The organism is Methanobrevibacter sp. (genome assembly GCF_030539875.1).
Classification (GTDB): domain Archaea; phylum Methanobacteriota; class Methanobacteria; order Methanobacteriales; family Methanobacteriaceae; genus Methanocatella.
The window spans coordinates 13114-32437 of sequence record NZ_JAUNXI010000022.1 but is presented as its reverse complement, the minus strand read 5'-3'; the positions used below and the strand labels follow the sequence as shown (position 1 = coordinate 32437).

Genomic DNA, 19324 nt, shown 5'->3' with positions numbered 1-19324 from the left:
ACAATTAATAATATTAACTGAGTTCTATTTCCATACTATTAAGTCTATTTTAAAGTCATATTTCCATGAACGGTTGTAACTACTTTTTTATATTTCCATACTATTAAGTCTATTTTAAAGATTTTTTTGAATATTAAATATGAAAAAATACAAACTTAATTTCCATACTATTAAGTCTATTTTAAAGTCGCAAAAATGGAAAAAATAAACAATGCTGAAAGTCATTTCCATACTATTAAGTCTATTTTAAAGTCTTTTACCCATGTATTGTAATCTTGCTTTAACACGATTTCCATACTATTAAGTCTATTTTAAAGCTTCCGAAAAAGAATTAATATCCATACTTGAATGGCATTTCCATACTATTAAGTCTATTTTAAAGTTATCTCGTCAGCAAGTGTTCGGTTTTCTTTACTCAATTTCCATACTATTAAGTCTATTTTAAAGTAAGTAATCATAATTTGATTCGCTTATTTGTATGTAATATTTCCATACTATTAAGTCTATTTTAAAGTTTACGTAGCGCCCGTTTGAGGGGGCTTTGGGGCAAATTTCCATACTATTAAGTCTATTTTAAAGTAAATATAATATCAAATGATGATATGCCAAAAGACAATTTCCATACTATTAAGTCTATTTTAAAGCCTGCCTGCTCCACTATGCAGGGCGGTCAAATTCCGATTTCCATACTATTAAGTCTATTTTAAAGTTTAAAAGTAGGTCTTTTTTGAGGTTGTTGAAATATATATTTCCATACTATTAAGTCTATTTTAAAGCAGCATTGTTTATTTTTTCCATTTTTGCGAGAAGAATTTCCATACTATTAAGTCTATTTTAAAGTATTTCATTAATCAAAAATATTGTAGTGTCATAATCAATTTCCATACTATTAAGTCTATTTTAAAGTGCGTCGAAAAATCCTTAGAACTAATAAAAGAAATACTAAGAATTCTCTAATAAGATAATTTTATTGTCCACCATTATTAATACTATCTATTTATAAAGGTGGACATTAATTACAAAATAAATAAAATGGGATTTTTTTCAATCCCTAAAACTTTTTTATCAAGATATTTGTAAGGAAATTTATAAATAATTATTGAATCTTCATCTTCATCAATTAAATTATCTAATTTATCTATAATCTCATTATATTGAGATTTAGTTACTTTTCCCTCAAAAACAGAATTTTGTTGCCAATGTAGATATGCTTTTAAAAATTTATGAACTTTATTTACTCGATCCACATTAATATCATATACAATTACAAGATACATTACCACCACATTTTAAAACTTTCATATTGTTTATCCTTCAAAAAATGTTTTATTAATTTATAACCTTCTAACCTAATTAGATACTTATAAGAAACTTTTTTATTTAATGTTTGATGCATTATTGTTGTTTCTAACTTCTTTTGATATTCAGATATAAAAATTTGTTTTCCTTTATCATTTAACAAACAACCAACATCATATGTAAAATGTTTTTTACTAAGCATATTATTATTGACTAATTTAAAAATAGTTCTATCAACAATTATCGGTTTAAAAATGTCAGCGAAATCCAATGATAAAGAAAATCTTCTCTCTGAGGGCTCATGTAAAAAACTAACAGATGGATGAAGATAAGTTTGATATAATTCAGATAAGACAGTCGTATATAATAATGAATTACCAAATGACAACAAAGAGTTTATTTCATCTATAGGTGGTCTAATTTCGCGTTTATTAAATGGAAATTTTCTTAAAATCACATTAAAACTTTGATAAAAATTATTCCAAATGCGACCTTCGCAACTCATCATTTGTGCAATATCGCCATCAATATTTTCTTTTTCAATATTTTCAATATATTCATCAAGATTTTTACCTTTTTTAGAATAATATTTCATTGTTTTAAGTATATTATGTTTAATACCTTCAACAAATTCTTTTGCAATATATTGTCTTTTTTTAACATCTAAATAATGTTCAGATTGTCGAACAACAACCAAACCAGAATTTAATTTAATTTTTGGATATAATGATCCTTCATAAAAACCATATTTATTAAAAAAATTAACAACAATACCTTCTTTCATTAAAAATGTTGAAGCTCCAGATTTAAGTGAAACTTTTCCAAAACAATTAATTTCGCTTATTGCATGAATCGGAATCTGTTTTTTATCAGTTTCATTTATAAAATACAATGTATTATCCTTTCTTGATAAAATACCATGAGATGTAATATATAACGGATTTTTCATAGCACTCACACCATACATAATTCATAAAATGAACATCTTTTGCAATAGGGTTGATTTTTAGCAATAGGAGGTCTATTCAAATTAGACACTTCCAAAATTCCTTTAATTATTTCTTCCATTTCATCAATAATTTCATTAGTTAAAAAAATTTCTTCTTTTTTTCTTTCCTTAGGATATACTAAAATACCTTTTATATTGGTTTGTATTAATTTTAAATTATATAAATAAAAATATAATTGATATTTTGCACCAATTGTTAATTTACTTGATTTTTTAATTTCAAAAATAACTAACTCTTCTCCCCGTTTAATAAAATCAAAAACCATGTTGTCAAGCCGAATTTCTTTTTTTTCTCTTTTATAAGAAGTTTCATGAAGAAACTTCCCAATTGAAATATCATCATTGTTATAATTCATATTAATCTGTTTAATATAAAACCATAATTCACGCTTGCATAACACATAATATTGAACCATAACTCCAGTTATATCTTCTTTTTTCATAATTATTACCAAATCATAGGTTCTTCATTTTCTAAAGAAATAAATCCTAAATCAGACTCATATTTTCTATTTAAATCACTTGGATATATCACGCCGATTTCATCATTATACAAATTTGTTGAACCAAATTTTTTCTCATCAACAGAAATTACATATTGATAAAAATTACTTTTAATTTTTAAAAATCTTTCTTTACGTTTAAAACCTGAATAATTTTCAAGAATAAATTTATATTGATTAAATATATTTACAGCTTCTTCATTAACACAAACAAAAACATCCATTTTATTTTGATTAGTTTCAATTAATTTAAAATTAGACGGAATATCATTAAATTTAAGATTATTCAAAATATTTTTAAGTCTATCATCGTCAAAACTACGTTGGGAAATTAATTCAAAGTATTTATTTGAAGTTTTTAAATTAAATTCTTTTTCACTACACTGATTTAAACCTTTTAATACTTCTTGAGTGGTATTGAGTAATAATTTTTGATAAACAAAACCAGAATATTGTTTTCCTTTTTCATTTATCAAAGAAATTACATTAACCAAACCTTTATCTTTCTTACCACTGCGATTACATCTACCCGCAGTTTGAATGATAGAATCTAAAGGAGCAAAATCACGATAAACGATATCAACATCAATATCCACACCGGCTTCAATTAACTGTGTGGAAATAATTATATTTTGTTTTTCTGAATTTTTAATAGCTTTAATCTTATTTAAACGGGTGATTGGAATAATATTAGTTGATAAATAAATTAGATTAATATCATTTCCAGCATGGAAAATACCATCATTATCCAAATAACATCCTTCATTATTTTCATTTAAATGTTCTTTAATAATTTTATATAATTCAACTGAAGAATCAATTGTATTTAAAACAACCATCATATCTTTATTTTTCTCTTTATCAATTAAGTTAATTAATTCATCTGCAAAATCAAAAAGTGAAATATTTTCTAACATGAAATTATACTCAATTCTATCAAATTTATTAAAATAATAGTCTATGTTTTCAACTAATGAAAGAATCTCGGTTTCATTGAAAATAAATGGCTGTGTTGCAGTCATTAATATTATCCAACAATTGTATTCATGAGCTAATTTTTTAAGTATTAGATTTATAATGCCCCAGAATTTATATGGTATTGATTGAATCTCATCTAAAATGATAATTGAATTAGCAATATTGTGAAACTTTCTTAAAAAACTATTTTTATTACCTATTAAACTATAAAATAATTGAATAAATGTTGTTATAATAAATTCTGAATTCCAACCCTCAATTAAAATTTTTGAATCTGAAATTTCATATTCCATATCCTCATCTTTAATATAGCTCATATCAGCAAGATAATTATGTTTTAAAAAATAGTTATTTCCATTTAAATTATTTTCATTGAAAATAGATTTAATTACATTTTCATTTTGATCAATAATGGATAAAAAAGGTAAGGAATAAATAATTCTTGCATTAATTCCCATTTCATCTTGGATTCTATTTCTCAATTTTAATACACTTGAAAGACCTGTTAATGTTTTTCCAATCCCTGTAGGTAAATTAATTGAATAAATTTTATTTGATAAATCCAAATTCATTATATTTTTATTAACTTCCAAATAAGCTTCCTCACGTATTTTATTAATACCCTCTAAATTAAAAGAATGATTTATTTTATAATCATCAACAATATTACTAGGAATAGATTCACGTTTTATAAAATTGCTTCCCGATGCATCCATTTTATCTGCATCCAACAAAACAGAATAAAATTGTAAAATTAAAAAATAATTATCAAAAGTCGCATCATATTCAAAGTCAAATAAATCATCAGAAATTCTTTCAGAAATTTTATCAATATTATCAAAAAATTCGTTAATATTAATATTAAACTCATTATAAAATAAATTTAAATCATAACTTAAATCAACCAAATCATTAATTTGATTATTTATTACTTTTGAATTAAATTTAATATCATGATAATCATCTAAGGTAGGAATATTTCTTATATTTCCGTGATGATGTAATACAACAATATAAGAAATTATAGATAAATTTTTATCAAACCTAACATTATTTTCTTTTAAATATTTGGATACTGCAAAATATGTAAATATTGCGGATAAAAACCCATGAGATTTATTTTCATTACTTTTACCCGTTAAAATATAATCTTGAAAAAAAGAAGTTGATTTAGCAAAATCATGAGACAAACCAATAATATAAGAAATATCACCAAATAATACGTTATTATCAAACGTTAATGAATAAAAAGAAGATCTTGAAAAATCTGCAACATTTTTCAAATGGTCTTCTAAAAATTTATTTGGATGAGATTTTAATTCAGTATAATGCAATTTTTTCATCTCCAATTAAATAAAAATCACCATTTTTTACTTTAATTGAATTAGCATTTTCTTCATAATAATATTCCAGGAATTTAGAAACAATTCTATCTGAATTCATAAATCCCGGGCTTTTAACTATCCCATATTTCTTTCCAGGTTCAATAATTAAATCAAATTTATTCTTTAATATGACTGAATCAATGTTAACATCATTCCCATTAGACATATTCAAATCAAATAAATCATCATAAGCTAATTTAAAATCAGCAATACACTCAGAAATTCCTAAACATGGAGTGAAAACTGATTTATGTTCGCTTAAATTACAATATAATTCTTCCATTAAACTATCATTATTTAAAGAAACATAAATTCTATATTTTACATCTTTTAAAAACTCTGCTTGAACTTGAACTCTTGGATTAGAATTAATATCAGATAATAAAAAACCTCCTTTTGTATTGATATAATTAAGATTAATATTAATTTTTTTAATTGGATTTAATATTCTCAAGCCTATTTTACTATTATCTTCATTAAAAATCTCATGATAACTACCTTTTTCTAGTCCCAATATTCCTGAAATTAAACCAGAAATTGTAGTTCTTGAAGGGAAAGGAAAAGTAATTGTAGAAGTAGAAGTGTAACCTCTTCTAAAATAGCCATAATCTCCCCATATATCAAAAGCTAATAGTTTTTTATTCATTTATTAAACCTCATAAATTAATTTCAGATGTTTCGATTCCAAAATCTTTAAACTTAGTTATTAGTTCAGCCATAGAATAATCTTTAAATTCGATATCTGAGTCAAATTTATAATTAATTTTATTAATTTTATCTCTATTTTCTTCAATAGCACTAATTAACGCAGATAAATCAACATCAAGCTCTGAAATTTTTCTTAATTTTTTGTCATCTTCAAAATCATGAGAAATAGAAATTTTATTATTCAAATCACCAATAAAGAAGTTATTTTCATTATATTCAATTTGAATTAAACATCTAGGAGATTGACCAAATTTAGAACGTGAAATTAAATTTTTAGTTCCATTCCAAATCCCATCTAATAATAGATAAATATCTTCTTCTTTTAATTTGGTTTCTTTAGCTGCATTTTCATTAACAATACCATAAAAACCAATTAAAGAATATGGTAAAATATATTCTTCTCTAAAAGTTTTTTGATCTTTACCTTTTCCAGATGCGAAAGCACCAGTACCTTTAATGTGTTGAATTTCAACTTTATTTAGAGATCTTCCCATTCTAAATTGAACCGGCCCAGTTAAAGTTACAGAACTGCTTTTATTTGTTTTACCTACTTTTACATCAATAGGTATTGTTGCACCAAAAAGTCTAACATCAATACACTGATTCAATATACAATTTTTTAGGTCATTTTTTGCTTCATCTAATGAATCATATTTTCCTTCAGTTGATGAATAATCATTTGCTCTTTGTTTTGCATCTTGAATATTGCCATTTTTATCTTGAATCTCTTTAATAAATATTCCTTGATTTTTAAAGTCATGTAAATAATCACGTATTGTTCTTTTAAATCTAACATCAGTCACAATGTTAATTTCTGTTTCTTCGTCCAATCTTGGTTTATTACCATCTAATGGATCACCATTAGGATTTGCATCTACAATGTCATATAAAAATAAAATTTCGGACCTATTCACTTAAATCATCTCCTTTTTCTTCATTTTTATCATAATTAGGTAAAGTAAAACCTAAAACAAAATAATAACTTGTTTCATCTCTATTTAATCCCCAATTATTTTCTGATTTTGCTAAATTCTTTGAAATTTCTTCTTCCAAATTCCTCATATATCCTGCATTATACTCCTGTAGTTTATTAATAACCATGGGGTATAATTTATGAATCTTTTTTTGATCTAAAGACAGTCCCCACAGTTTATTATAAAATGGAGTTGAATGTAATTCATTATATTGTATATTCATTAATTTTCTAGTTAATACACCTAATAAAAAAGTAGCTTTTTTAGAAGGTGAGTCTAAAATTAATTCTATATTAAATTCCTCATTATTTGAATCCATAATTTTTCCTCCTTTAATTAAATTTAAATTATTAAATAATAACAATAACATTAATGATTTCAAAACAGAAATTTTAATTGCCTTTTTTTCATCGTTACGCCAATTTAATCTTATTTTATCCATAAATACTGACATTAAAAAATTATAATCTAATTTCCTATTACTAATAACATTAACAACAGAATCAATGTAGAGTTTTCTAGAAAAATCATTTATAAAGTCTCTTAAAAATCGTTTATACCAATTATTTGTAGCACAAGGATACTTTTTCTCATTTTTATTTATTAATTCTATGAAATTACCTTCATGTTTTTCATTAAAAATTAATTTAAGATTTTTTTCCTTGAAGAAATCATACTCATATATTTTTAATTGAGCATCATAAAGAGTACTTAGCCAAGAAGGAATAACACTTTCAACAAATGCTAAAATATCAAAAGCATTATTCGACGATTGATAAAATAGAAATTTAAACTCAGCAATGTCATCAATTCTTTTAACAATTCTAAACAATTTATTTTCAATATGAATCAAATCTGCTGAATCTAATTTATCATCATTTTTAAATAATTTTAGTTTATTATAAAAAATATCAAAGTTATTTTTCAAATCAAATAAGAAATTAGGAATAACAAAATAGTTTAAACCAAATTCAGAGAAATTTAAATATTCTTCAACAAAATTTTTACCAGCATTTAAATATATCGCACAATCATCACAAATTGGTAATAATTTCCATTGATTTTTAATATCATATCCTGGAACATTACCCTTTTTTTCAGGTGTAGAAAATGCAAATCCTATGGAACTAGAAACTAATCCATATACTTCTTTATTTTCACCACATAAAGAACAAACACCTTCACCTTTTATTTGCTTTTTATTACCATAATATTTTTTTAATGAATCATTAATTAGAATATCTCTAAAGTAAACATAATCATTTAAATAATTAATTTTTCCATTATTGATAACAATTGAAATAAGAGTATTCCCCTTAACATTAATACTATCAACAACCATACTTAAATCATTGAAAATCTTCTCTTTGTTATCCAAAATTTCATTATTTAACTTTGATATAAATTCATTATCCTTATTATTTTCAAACCATTTAAGAAATTTTATATTAAATGTAGTCTCTAATGTCTTACCTAATAAACAAGAGGGAGTAATATTAGTTCCTCTAGATGACCCTTTTTTATAAAGATATTTAACTTTATTTTTTGAATCATAATCTTCTTGGTAAACTTTATTATAAATAATGTTTCCATCATATTCTTCAATAAATTCAACTAAAACTACAGCACCAATTTTTTTATTATCCAAAAGTACATCAATCTCATCTAAACCTTCTTTTCAATGTATAATTTACCCAAGTTATATAAAGCATCAAGCAAAATTATCACTTCCTACAGTTTAAAAAACCAAAACCTAAACTATTTTTCTCACCAAGCCCATTTTCAAATAAAAAATTATAAAAATCTTTATTTTGAGTTGTTAAATTAAATTCTAAATTTTTCCATAAACTGCCAATAACTATAAATTTATTATTATTCTTTGTTAATCTTATTGAAACTTCCCTTCCAAATTCAAAGTTTGTAAATAACTCCGAATCTAAATTAAAATCATAACCATAAAAAGCATTATATTTTTTAATAGCATTATCTTTAAGTCTTTCAAAAAAGAAATTAAAATCAGGATTTTTTTTAAAAGAATAATATTGATTATTTTTATTATCTTCAAATAAAACGATAGGTGTTGATGAGATAAACTTTGAACAATTTTTGTTAGTTAACAATTCAATTTTTAATAACTCCATCTTATAATTTTTCAATCGAAAAAAAGTTTTATTTTTTAATTGTTTATACAATGATTTAATCAATTTATCATTAGGCGATGATATTATTAACTTTTTCAAGGTATTTTTTTCAAAATCGGAAACTGGAAAAATATTTGAAAAATTAAAAAATTTAAACCCTACATTATCATGATAATCATAAAAAAATGAATCATTTTCTAAAATCGAATAGATAAAACCTTGAATAGTATATTTATCAATATCCGAATATTTAATCCTCTCTTTTGGTTCAAATTTAATCATTAATCTAATAATTTCACCTTCACCATAATTGTAATTGTTAATATATTGTTAATAAAACTATTTAAATCTTTTTTAATTTATGAGTCTGATGACTGCCAATTTGCTTGTTGATTTTTTTATCCAATAAGTAATTCTATGAATTATTTGATCCAAATATGCCTATCAATATTTTAAATTTTCATTTTTTTGATTTTAATAGCATATTTCAATTATATTTTTCTTATGGTTTTTGTTCGCTCTAATTTTTTGTAATGTTTTTTTGAGAAAATGTAAGTATTTTTTGTAGTTTAAGAAAAAATACTTTGTTATGTAACTTTTTAAAGATTTTTAAAAATTTTAATATTAGTTGAACCTTGTAGAAACCATACCAAAATTTAAGACAACATCAATTTATCTGCTTATTTTAATCAATTAATACTTTAAAACCCGTTATTTTTAGTTTTGACATATTTTATGCATTTTATTTGTACACTTGAATTTTTTTCTTCGTGAAAAAGATTTTTCATAACTCTTTGATTTTAATTTTAAGGGTTTTATTTACATTAATCTTTTACACTTAAAATTATACTTAATATTATTTAAAATAAGTAATAATAAGTTATAAAAATAAGAATTGATAATCATTAATGATATGTACGCTAAAACTTCGTGGAAATTTTTCCATTAGATTGGTAAAAAATAATTATATAATCCCCATCTGCTTGTCTTAGAATAGCTAATTATAATATAGATACTGAAATTGCAGAGCTTTCAAGCCACACAATCCATTAACTCCACTTATAATCAGCACTGCGCATAATCATTTAAACAAGCTTAAAAAAACATGACCCCAACTAACAAAAAGAAAAATAAGACTGAAATGAAAATTTAGAAATCATTAAATTTACTTTTCCATAAATTCGACAATTTCTTCACCGGTTTCAGTTAAACGGTAAAGTCTTCCGCGTTTTGCCTCTTCATTGATGCATTCTATAATTCCGGATTCCTTTAAATCCCTCAAAACATTGGATATATGGTTTTTCCTGATTCCAGTATCCCGAGCAATTTCAGCGGGTATTTTCACATCATCCTTTAGTGATTTTACTGCTTTTAGCCTATATGATGATATGTTGACATAAGCATACTTTTTTAATGTTTCATCATTAATAATACCACGACCTAATAATATTTTACTAACAAATAGCATATAATATTTTAGGTTCTGTGGCAAAATCACTCTTCAGTCCAGATTTTTACGAAATCTTTTGCATCATGAATATGTTTTCCAAGAACGGCCATGCCTTTTTTAAAAACAGCTCCTGAGCATAATTTTTCAAGGTCATCTTCACTTGTGCCAAATCCGCTTCCTTCATGAGTTACAAATGGCTTTACAACCTTTCCGGTGAAATCGAGCTGTTCTAACTGAGTCCACATCGGCATCGGAAGTGTTCCGCACCAGTTCGGATATCCGATGAATATCTCATCATACTGTGAAATATCCCTTAATGCCTCTTTAAGTTCAGGCCGTGCGTCTGATTCTTTTTCTGCTTTAGCGATTTTTCCGCATTCGGCATAATCTTCAGGATATTCATTTTTCGCCTCGACTTTAAACATCCTAGCTCCGGTAAATTCCCGGATATACTCGGCAATTACTTCTGTGTTTCCTTTTTCGGCATGTTTAATTTCGCCTGAAAAGTAATTTTCACCACTTCTTGAAAAGTATATTATTAGTTTAGACATGTTAAAACCCGTGTAAAGTAATATTATTCTTTAATTGAACGTGCAAGTGCTGCACCTTTCTCAAATGCCTCTTCAAGTACATCTTCGTCCGGTACGAATAATACGTCCAGTGTGTCAGTAACATTAAATCCGGCAGCTTCAAGCTCTTTTTCAAGTTTGGCCACTGCTCCTCCGCCCCATCCTTTAGATGAAAATACGAGTGCGTTTTTTTCACTGCCTGTTCCTTTGAAGTTAACGCAGTCAAGCCAGTACATCATGTTTCCTATTCTAGGGAATGGCTTGTTCATCATTGTAGGCACACCAAGTGCAATGGCTTTTGAATCCAGAATGTCGGTAATCACATCATCAGGTCCGTCTTCCTGCATGTAATACATTCTGACTTCAACTCCTTCGCTCATAATTCCCTCAGCGATTTGGAAAGCCAGTTTTTCAGTTGAATGGTGCATTGTATCATAAATTACAGTGATTTTGTCATTGCATACTCCGGAACCCCACTCTGAGTATTTTTCCAAGATAGGTGCAGGATTAGTCCAGATTTGACCGTGGCATGGTGCAATCATTTTGATTTGGCTTACCAGGTCTGCATCAATCAGTTCCTGCAGTTTCATTCTAAGCATTGGGGAGCCTAAAGTTACAAGATTTGCATAGTATTTTTGAGCCTGCCTTAGAATTTCATCTACATTGTAGTCTGTATCCAATCTTTTGGAGTGGCACACGTGTTGGCCGAATGCGTCATTTGAAAACAGTATTCCGTCTTCGGCAAGGAAGGTGAACATGCTGTCAGGCCAGTGAAGCATCGGTGCTGATATGAATTTCAGGGTTCTGCCGCCAATATCTATTTCATCACCAGTTCCAACGGGAGTAATTTCCAAGTCTGAGAAATTATGGTATTGGGCTTCCAGGAAATTAATGCAGTTTTGTGATGCATATATTTCAGCATCGGGATTATATTTGTCGATAGTTTCCCTCAAGTATGTTGAGTGATCCATTTCAGAGTGGTTTTGAACAAACACATCAATTTTAAATTCCTTTCCTTCCTGTTTAAAGGCATCTTTTACTCTTGCATCAAACTGGTCAAAAAGACCTGTATAAACATTGTCAATTAATACAGTTTTTTCTTCGCCGAATACCAGGTATGCATTGTAGGTAGAACCAGGAATTCCGTATCCGTGAAAAGTTCTGCTGTTCCAATGAAGTACTCCAACCCAGTATACGCCGTCGGCTATTTTAAATGCTTTTGCTTTCATTCTCATACCTCAAAAAAATTTTAACTATATAATAACTTTATATTCAATGTATTATATAAAATATATTATATTTAAATAATCAGAGGTTATATTTTGAATAAGAGAATCGATTTGCATATGCACAGCCTGTTTAGTGACGGGGAACTATTGCCTTCCGAACTTGCAAGAAGAGCGCTTAAACTGAACCATGAAGTAATAGCCATTACGGACCATGTTGACTGGTCAAATGTCGAGTCCATTCCGGCAATTCAGGACGCAATTGACGATATTAATGCCAACTGGGACATCACCGTTGTTTTAGGCGCAGAGGTTACACATGCCCCTGTCGAGTCCATTGACGGCATTGCCAAAAGGGCAAAAGAGCTGGGAGCTCAAATAATCGTCGTTCACGGGGAAACATTAAATGAGCCTGTAACTCCAGGAACCAACCTTGCCGCAGTCAAATCCGAACATGTTGACATACTGGCACATCCCGGCCTGATTAGCAGAAAGGAAGCAGAACTTGCACTTGAAAATAATGTCTATCTCGAGATTTCCGCCCGTAAAGGCCACTGCCTTGGAAACGGGCATGTGGCAAACACTGCAAGGGAAGTTGGAAACAATTTAATCGTCGATACAGATACCCACGCGCCGGGAGACATCATTACCTTTGAAAAATCATATGAGATTGCACTGGGTGCAGGTTTGACCCACAGCGAAGCAATGAAAGCCATTGTTGACAATCCCCGCCAGCTGCTGAAAAGCAAAGGAATTTTATGAAAGCTCCATGTCTTTTAAAAATCATCCGAAAAGATTTAAATCACTTAAATAAAGATATAAACGATACAGACAGGCTTGCAAGATATAACCTAAAGACATATGATGAGATATTCTCTGGGAAATTAAAAAAAGATTTTGAAATTGATGATAAACTGACTGAAAGCTTCATTAAAGATGTTGACTTTTATTTTGACAGGTATGAGGCAGAAAACAGAGAATTTATTAAAAACATTTCACCCTACCTGGCGCTAATAGCTGAAAAGCCCATTAATCCATTGCGAAAATAAAGATGATTTGGTGTATTTTTCACAATGCATACTATGCAAAATCAAGGCAGAATACGCTGATGATGAAAATTCGCTTTGCAGGTACTGCGTCTGCAGGGAATTATTTTAATACCCTATAGGTTAAAATAAGGTCTTTATCCAGAGCGTATGAATCTGTAAGTTCCAGTTTTACCGCATCGTCCATCTGCTCAAAACCTTCACCGTCAAAGAATGTTTTGGCATTGGCTCCGCCCACCACCATAGGTGCAACGCATATTCTTATCTCATCAATAAGGCCTGCCTTTATCATGGAAAAGTTTAGGGTTGATCCTCCTTCAAGCATTAATTTTTCAATCCCCTCCTCGTGAAGATAGCTCATAAATGAGACCAGATCAACTCTGGTGGAACCTGAATAGAAAAATCTGACTCCTTTCCTTTTAAATGTTTCATACTTTTGTGATGATTCAATCTCATCCTTATACTCTCTTGCACAGGCGAGGATTGTTTTTGCATCCCCGTTTGTGATTCGGGCATCAGCAGGAGTTCTTCCTTTACTGTCAACTACAATACGTACGGGATTGTCCTCAGGCCCAGCATCGATTTTGTGAACAGTCAGTCTCGGGTCATCTGCAATAACCGTTCCGATTCCAACCATGATTGCGTCACATTCCTTCCTAAGTTCATGAACCCTCTTTAAATCCTTTTGGCCTGAAATGTTTGAACTTCCGGTTTGGGTTGCGATTTTACCGTCTAAGGTCATAGCTGCATTCAGTATTACATAAGGCCTCATCAAATCACCTATATATAATAGAACATTTCCTTAATCTGTAAAAAGTTTACAAGAGTTTTGTTTTCAATGATTCCAGGCATTGTTAATGCTATTGCAATACCTATTACGCCGAAGATTAAACCGATGGCCCAGATTATTCTCACGGCATCCTTTTCTGCAATCGGTTTTCTTAAAATCAATCTGATTAATGATTTAAAACCTGCATCAGGCCTTACCAATTTGCCGTCCTCATTTAATTGGGTTGGTCTTTGCTGCTGACGGTTCATAAAACCTGCTGAATAGAACTTTAAAGCCGCATCAATAATGTTCGGCATCAATATGACAAATGCAATTAATTTTACACGTCCGATAAATGCGATACAAACGATTGCAGCACCAATGATTAGTGTGCCGGTGTCACCAGGAAATATCTTTGCCGGATATCTGTTGAAGTAGAGAAATGCGATTAATGCCCCAAGCATACTCATTGAAATGATTGTTACATCGTATTTTCCAAGAATGATACATGCCAATGTAAGTGAGGCCATTGAAATAATTCCAAGTCCTGATTCTATTCCGTTTAATCCTGCAAGCATGTTTGTCAGGTTAGACCCGATTGAAAGTGCAATCGGAATTGTAATCAGGTATAGCAATCCCACATTTGGAGGTGCCGCCCACATTAACGGAAGGCCTGCTAAAAACAGCAAAGAGAATTTTTCCTTTGAAGACAGCGCAAGCAGATCATCAGCTATTCCGATTAATCCGACAAGCAGTATTACAACAAGAACAATTACAAGTTTAAACGCAAGAATATCGTGCATGTATATTCCTGAAAACATTCCCATAATAAATCCGAAAAGAATTCCAAATCCTCCCATCTCAGCAACGACCGGCTTCCATGATTTGTGAATGTCCTTTCCAACAATATCAGCATTTTCAAGTTTTTGTATAATCCTCGGCATAGACAATCTGGTTACAAAAAAAGATAGTAGACCACAGATTATGGCTATCCCATATAAAGGAATTTGCGGTAAAATCATCATAATAAGATATTTAAAACTCATTATTAAAAAAAGTAGTTATTTTTTATTTAAAATATAATAGACACTTCTAAGGGGAATATCAAGTTTTCGGGAAATTTCACCGGCAGTGAGTCCCTCTTTTTTAAGTTTTACAACTTCATCATGGTCATGTTTTCTCTTTCTGTTGTCAAACTCCGCGCTGCTTTTTTTTAAAAGATAGTAAACCCTGCTTAGTTTCATGTCCAGTTTATGGGCAATTTCCTTTGGTTTTAATCCTTCATTTGAAAGCTTTAAAACCTCAAATTCAGCTCCATTGCTCTGGCTTTTGGCACCCCAGTTATACTGCTTTTTAACTTCAATGTCCAACTGCTCCAAAGCATCGATATAGACAGGTGAAGTCCTGTTGTATATGCTTGGAGAGCAGGTGATTAAAGACAAGTTAGGGTACTTTTCTATTAATTCCACAATAATTGCAGAACTCAGGGCCTTTGTAATATGAATTGTCGTTGTTTCCTCATCCATATAATCACTATTTCTTAATTAAATCCAGGAATTTCTTAGATTTGTCGCTTTTCGGATTTCTGATATTGTCGATGTTTTTTAATTCCTTTTTAACTCTTGATTCGTTAATGTTAAACGCGTTGCTGATGATTTCCAAATCAATATCTGAATTTTCATTTATTAAAGCTGCTCCAAGAGCAACACTGTTAAACTTGATATTGGAGTTTTTGATGAGTTTTTCAAATTTGAATTTCTCGTATAACAGAAGGTCCATTTCATAAACAGGAATTATCTTAATAGAGGTAAATTCGTTTAGGGTTTCTATTACTTTTGCATGTGTTGTCTGGAATACTTTTCTCTGTTCCCTGTCCAGTTCCACCCGGATATATGGAAATGGGCCGATGTCGATTTTACGTGAATTGTTGGATGTTGTAAGATAATATCTGAAGATGTCCCATAAAATCAGGGTAGAGGCAATGTTTTTCAATATGTTTTTAAAGATATTTTCCCGTACCTTCAAATCGCGGCTAAGAGACCTTTTTATATTTCCGAATCGGTCATAAAAACCAAGGCGCCTGAAATTCTCGTTAATCTGATTGTTTCTCCATCTGTCAATAGCTTCAGTATCGTAAGGGTCTATGAAGTCGGGAATCTCATTTTTATATTTGTCCAGGATTTCGTCGTATCTGTTGATACGCTTGAAATCTGTCAGCCTTCTCTTTAAAATTTCATCCTTAATGTTTTCTATTATCTCATTGCCGTATCTTACATAAGCGATGGCCAGTGCTGTTCGGGCGTGCTTATCGTCGATGATTGCCGGTTTTGTTCTGTGAAACCTCAAAGCCTCTATCCTTACATCCTTTCCATAAATCCTTCTGACTTCATCCTCATAGTCATTTATATATTCGGAATCCAATGTGATGTTTTTTCTAATCAGACGGTTGTTTTTATCTCTGAACCGGATGACGAGAGCTATTGTTTTAACTACTCCTCTGCGTTCCTGTTTTAGAATGTTTAAAACCTGCTTTAAGGAGTCTCTGCCGCTGGCTCCAAGTTCGCTTCTGAGAACCATATAGTTTCCGGACAGGGGCAGGTACGGAATTATTTCTATTCTATGTGTTGCCTCTTTTTTTATTTTAAATGTAAATCCTGTGCTTGAGCAGCTGCATCTTGCATCCATCTGTTTATATTCGCTCATGGAATACTTCTTATAGCATGAATTGCATTTAACGTATCCGAACTGTTCGAGATTTCCGATTGCGATTTTATGTGAGTCAATAGCTGATTTTACCCTGTCAAGAATATTTTTCTTGGCGTTTGCCTTCATTCTAAATATCTTATTATGGCGGCTGCTTTCAGCAATCTCCCCCATATCCACATCGCCAACGGATTTTGTGCCGTATTTGCTTAAGGATGTGAAAGGAGTGGTGTATCCCTGTGCATCCATATCATCTTTAAGGCTTTGTAAGGTGTCCAGTCTGTCATCTAGCTTAAAATAGAGATTTTTGAAATTATCAAAATCTTCAATATTCTCAAGACTAATTGAATCATTTGATATTTCTTTTAAAAAGGTCTCGGCTTTATTTACTAGGACAGATTCTGGCATTTTAATCTAATTATTGAATTCTTTCGCCTACTTTTCCGTTTTCATCCGGAGACAATAATGCGCCGGATTTGCCTGTTGCAAGAACCATACCTTCTGATAATGTTCCAAACAATTTTGCCGGTTGAAGGTTTGCAACAACACAGACTTTTCTCCCAACCAATTCTTCAGGTGAGTAGAATTTTGCAAGTCCTGCAACGATTTGCCTAGGTTTATCTTCGCCTATGTCGACCTGAAGCTTTAATAGCTTGTCAGATTTTTCTATTTTCTCAGCTTCTTTTACCTGTCCAATTTTAATTACAACTTCATCAAATTGATCTATACTAATTAAATCACTCATATTTTCATCTTCTTTTTTAGTTAAGTTTTTTTGCAGTTTCTCTTTTTGAAGTTCGATTTCTGCGTCTTCGATTTTTTTAAATAAAGGTTTTGCTTTGTTGATTTCATATCCTGCAGGCAGGAAAACAGATGCGTCCTTCCACTGGGACAATTCATCAATGTTCAATATTTTAGCTATCATATCCGCTTTGGTCGGCAAATATGGTTTTAAGGTGTATGCCAGCGCTTTAGCCAACTGGTTGGATAGATATAGGCAGTTAGCCGCTTTTTGCATATCCTCTTTTACAGCCTTCCACGGTTCCTGGTCGTTGAAATACTTGTTTCCTTTTTTAGCCACTCTGAATATTTCAAGGAGACCTTCCCTAAATTCAAAATTGGAGATGCATTCCCCTGCTTTAGCAGGCATCTCTTCTATGGCTTTTCTAAACTCCTCATCTTCAGCTGACGGATTTGCATATTCAGGGATTTTATTGTCAAAGTATTTGCGGGTGAATGTAAATGTTCTGTGTAAAAAGTTTCCGATTACATCAGCCAGCTCATCATTGTTTCTTTTTTGGAAATCATCCCATGAAAAATCTGAATCCTTATTTAAAGGAGCGTTGATTGTCAGGAAATATCTGAGCAAATCAGGACTATAATCCTTTACAAAATCAGCAATCCAGATAACCCAATTTTTACTTGTTGACATTTTTTCCCCTTCAAGAGACAAAAATTCACCTGCATAAATCATATCAGGCAGTTTGCAGCCATATGCCTTTAACAGACCAGGCCAGAATATTGAGTGGTGATAAATGATGTCTTTACCTATGAAGTGAACGACATAGTCATTCCAATACTCCTCCCATTTCCTGCCAGACTGGTCTGACCATTGTGATGCTGAAGAGATATAACCCAAGAATGCTTCAATCCAGACGTACAATACTTTACCTTCAGCCTCATCAAGAGGTACAGGAATACCCCAATCCATATCTCTTGTTAAAATCCAGTCATTCAATCCTTCTTTTAGCCAGTTGGATGCATAGTTTTTAACATTTGCCGGAAGGCACTCGTTATTGTCAATGTATTGCTTTAAGTCATCCTCGAATTCAGAGAGCTTAAATGCATACTGATAGGTATCCTTAATTTCAGGAGCTGTGCCGCAGGTAATGCAGTGAGGTTCATCAAGTTCTGTTGGGTCAAGAGCCCTTCCGCATTTCTCACAGTGATCACCACGGGCTTCAGCACCGCAGACAGGACATAATCCTTCAACATACCTGTCAGGAAGGAATTTATTACAATTAGGACAGTACAGCTGCTGCAAATCCTGTCTGTAAATCAGTCCATTTTCATAGAGCTCCTTAAAGAAGTCTTGAGCTATCCTGTAATGTTTCTCATCTGTGGTTCTTGTAAAATTATCAAGTGAAATGTTCATTGACTCTACATCACGAACAATCATATCATGGTATCTTTTTGAAATTTCAATCGGTTTTTTATTTTCCTTATCTGCTTTAACGGCAATCGGCGTACCATGCTCGTCGGTGGCGCAAACCATCAGCACGTCATTTCCAATCATACGATTGTATCTTGCATAAATATCCGCCGGCAAATAAGTAGAACGGATATGGCCTAAATGACATGGGCCGTTTGCATAAGGAAGTGCACATGAAATAAAAATTTTTGACATTTATCTAATCCCCTTATTTAAATTAAACATTTGATAATATGTAATTCATCTATAATAAAATTAGCTTTTTATATTAATTTTTTAGTGAAAATTCATGATTTTGATTTTAATGATAATCCGATTGGATTACCCTGACTTCATCAAATGAAAAAAACAG

Annotated in this window: 18 protein-coding genes and 1 CRISPR repeat array; of the genes, 2 read left to right on the top strand and 16 right to left on the bottom strand. The window is 30.3% G+C overall.

The window, feature by feature from the left end; translation table 11 throughout:
• Nucleotides 1-26: 26 nt before the first annotated feature.
• Nucleotides 27-906: a CRISPR direct-repeat array (repeat unit 29 nt; unit sequence ATTTCCATACTATTAAGTCTATTTTAAAG).
• A gap of 110 nt (nt 907-1016) precedes the next feature.
• The 11 genes from cas2 to Q4Q16_RS08205 form a co-directional block, all read right to left on the bottom strand.
• Complete coding sequence (gene cas2, locus Q4Q16_RS08255; RefSeq protein ID WP_303347251.1) at nt 1017-1277, bottom strand: CRISPR-associated endonuclease Cas2; 261 nt, start codon at nt 1275-1277, stop codon at nt 1017-1019.
• Nucleotides 1277-2248 (bottom strand): type I-B CRISPR-associated endonuclease Cas1b, encoded by a 972-nt coding sequence (cas1b, locus tag Q4Q16_RS08250; RefSeq protein WP_303347250.1) that lies wholly within the window; start codon nt 2246-2248, stop codon nt 1277-1279. Before cas1b ends, cas2 begins: the two co-directional genes overlap by 1 nt.
• Before the next feature lie 5 nt (nt 2249-2253).
• Nucleotides 2254-2751, bottom strand: coding sequence for a CRISPR-associated protein Cas4 (gene cas4 / locus Q4Q16_RS08245; protein WP_303347249.1), 498 nt, complete (start codon nt 2749-2751; stop codon nt 2254-2256).
• A 5-nt stretch (nt 2752-2756) separates the two neighbouring features.
• Nucleotides 2757-5123 carry a CRISPR-associated helicase Cas3' gene (cas3, locus tag Q4Q16_RS08240; protein WP_303347248.1) on the bottom strand — a complete coding sequence of 789 codons (2367 nt, stop codon included), beginning with the start codon at nt 5121-5123 and terminating at the stop codon, nt 2757-2759.
• Entirely contained in the window at nt 5110-5820 is a 711-nt protein-coding gene (cas5b, locus tag Q4Q16_RS08235; RefSeq protein ID WP_303347247.1) for a type I-B CRISPR-associated protein Cas5b, read from the bottom strand. The genes cas3 and cas5b overlap by 14 nt, the downstream gene beginning before the upstream one ends.
• A 10-nt stretch (nt 5821-5830) precedes the next feature.
• Entirely contained in the window at nt 5831-6796 is a 966-nt protein-coding gene (cas7b, locus tag Q4Q16_RS08230; protein WP_303347246.1) for a type I-B CRISPR-associated protein Cas7/Csh2, read from the bottom strand.
• The gene (locus Q4Q16_RS08225) at nt 6789-8516 is read right to left on the bottom strand and encodes a TIGR02556 family CRISPR-associated protein (RefSeq protein WP_303347252.1); all 1728 of its coding nucleotides are present in this window, start codon (nt 8514-8516) and stop codon (nt 6789-6791) included. Before Q4Q16_RS08225 ends, cas7b begins: the two co-directional genes overlap by 8 nt.
• Before the next feature lie 64 nt (nt 8517-8580).
• Nucleotides 8581-9279: a CRISPR-associated endoribonuclease Cas6 gene (gene cas6, locus Q4Q16_RS08220; RefSeq protein WP_303347245.1), complete on the bottom strand. Its 699-nt coding sequence runs from the start codon at nt 9277-9279 to the stop codon at nt 8581-8583.
• 883 nt (nt 9280-10162) lie between these two features.
• The gene (locus tag Q4Q16_RS08215; RefSeq protein WP_303347244.1) at nt 10163-10465 is read right to left on the bottom strand and encodes a winged helix-turn-helix domain-containing protein; all 303 of its coding nucleotides are present in this window, start codon (nt 10463-10465) and stop codon (nt 10163-10165) included.
• Nucleotides 10466-10491: 26 nt separating this feature from the next.
• Complete coding sequence (locus Q4Q16_RS08210) at nt 10492-10998, bottom strand: flavodoxin (RefSeq protein WP_303347243.1); 507 nt, start codon at nt 10996-10998, stop codon at nt 10492-10494.
• 23 nt (nt 10999-11021) lie between these two features.
• Complete coding sequence (locus Q4Q16_RS08205) at nt 11022-12245, bottom strand: FprA family A-type flavoprotein (RefSeq protein ID WP_303347242.1); 1224 nt, start codon at nt 12243-12245, stop codon at nt 11022-11024.
• 93 nt (nt 12246-12338) lie between these two features.
• Here Q4Q16_RS08205 and Q4Q16_RS08200 point away from each other — a divergent pair, with 93 nt between their 5' ends.
• Nucleotides 12339-13004, top strand: a complete 666-nt coding sequence (locus Q4Q16_RS08200) for a histidinol phosphate phosphatase domain-containing protein (protein WP_303347241.1) — start codon at nt 12339-12341, stop codon at nt 13002-13004.
• Nucleotides 13001-13291: a DUF2115 family protein gene (locus Q4Q16_RS08195; protein WP_303347240.1), complete on the top strand. Its 291-nt coding sequence runs from the start codon at nt 13001-13003 to the stop codon at nt 13289-13291. The genes Q4Q16_RS08200 and Q4Q16_RS08195 overlap by 4 nt, the downstream gene beginning before the upstream one ends.
• Nucleotides 13292-13391: 100 nt before the next feature.
• Here the strand turns inward: Q4Q16_RS08195 and Q4Q16_RS08190 are convergent, their stop codons facing one another.
• The 5 genes from Q4Q16_RS08190 to metG are packed head-to-tail and all read right to left on the bottom strand — an operon-like array spanning nt 13392 to nt 19167.
• Complete coding sequence (locus Q4Q16_RS08190) at nt 13392-14060, bottom strand: 2,5-diamino-6-(ribosylamino)-4(3H)-pyrimidinone 5'-phosphate reductase (protein WP_303347239.1); 669 nt, start codon at nt 14058-14060, stop codon at nt 13392-13394.
• Between the two features lie 8 nt (nt 14061-14068).
• On the bottom strand, nt 14069-15082 hold the full coding sequence (locus tag Q4Q16_RS08185) for a glycosyltransferase 4 family protein (RefSeq protein WP_303347238.1): 1014 nt from the start codon (nt 15080-15082) through the stop codon (nt 14069-14071).
• Nucleotides 15083-15118: 36 nt separating this feature from the next.
• A complete protein-coding gene (locus Q4Q16_RS08180) occupies nt 15119-15583 on the bottom strand; it encodes a hypothetical protein (protein ID WP_303347237.1) in 465 nt (154 codons plus the stop codon).
• Between the two features lie 7 nt (nt 15584-15590).
• Nucleotides 15591-17168, bottom strand: coding sequence for a DUF530 domain-containing protein (locus tag Q4Q16_RS08175; RefSeq protein ID WP_303347236.1), 1578 nt, complete (start codon nt 17166-17168; stop codon nt 15591-15593).
• A 10-nt stretch (nt 17169-17178) separates the two neighbouring features.
• Nucleotides 17179-19167, bottom strand: coding sequence for a methionine--tRNA ligase (gene metG / locus Q4Q16_RS08170; RefSeq protein ID WP_303347235.1), 1989 nt, complete (start codon nt 19165-19167; stop codon nt 17179-17181).
• Nucleotides 19168-19324: the final 157 nt, after the last annotated feature.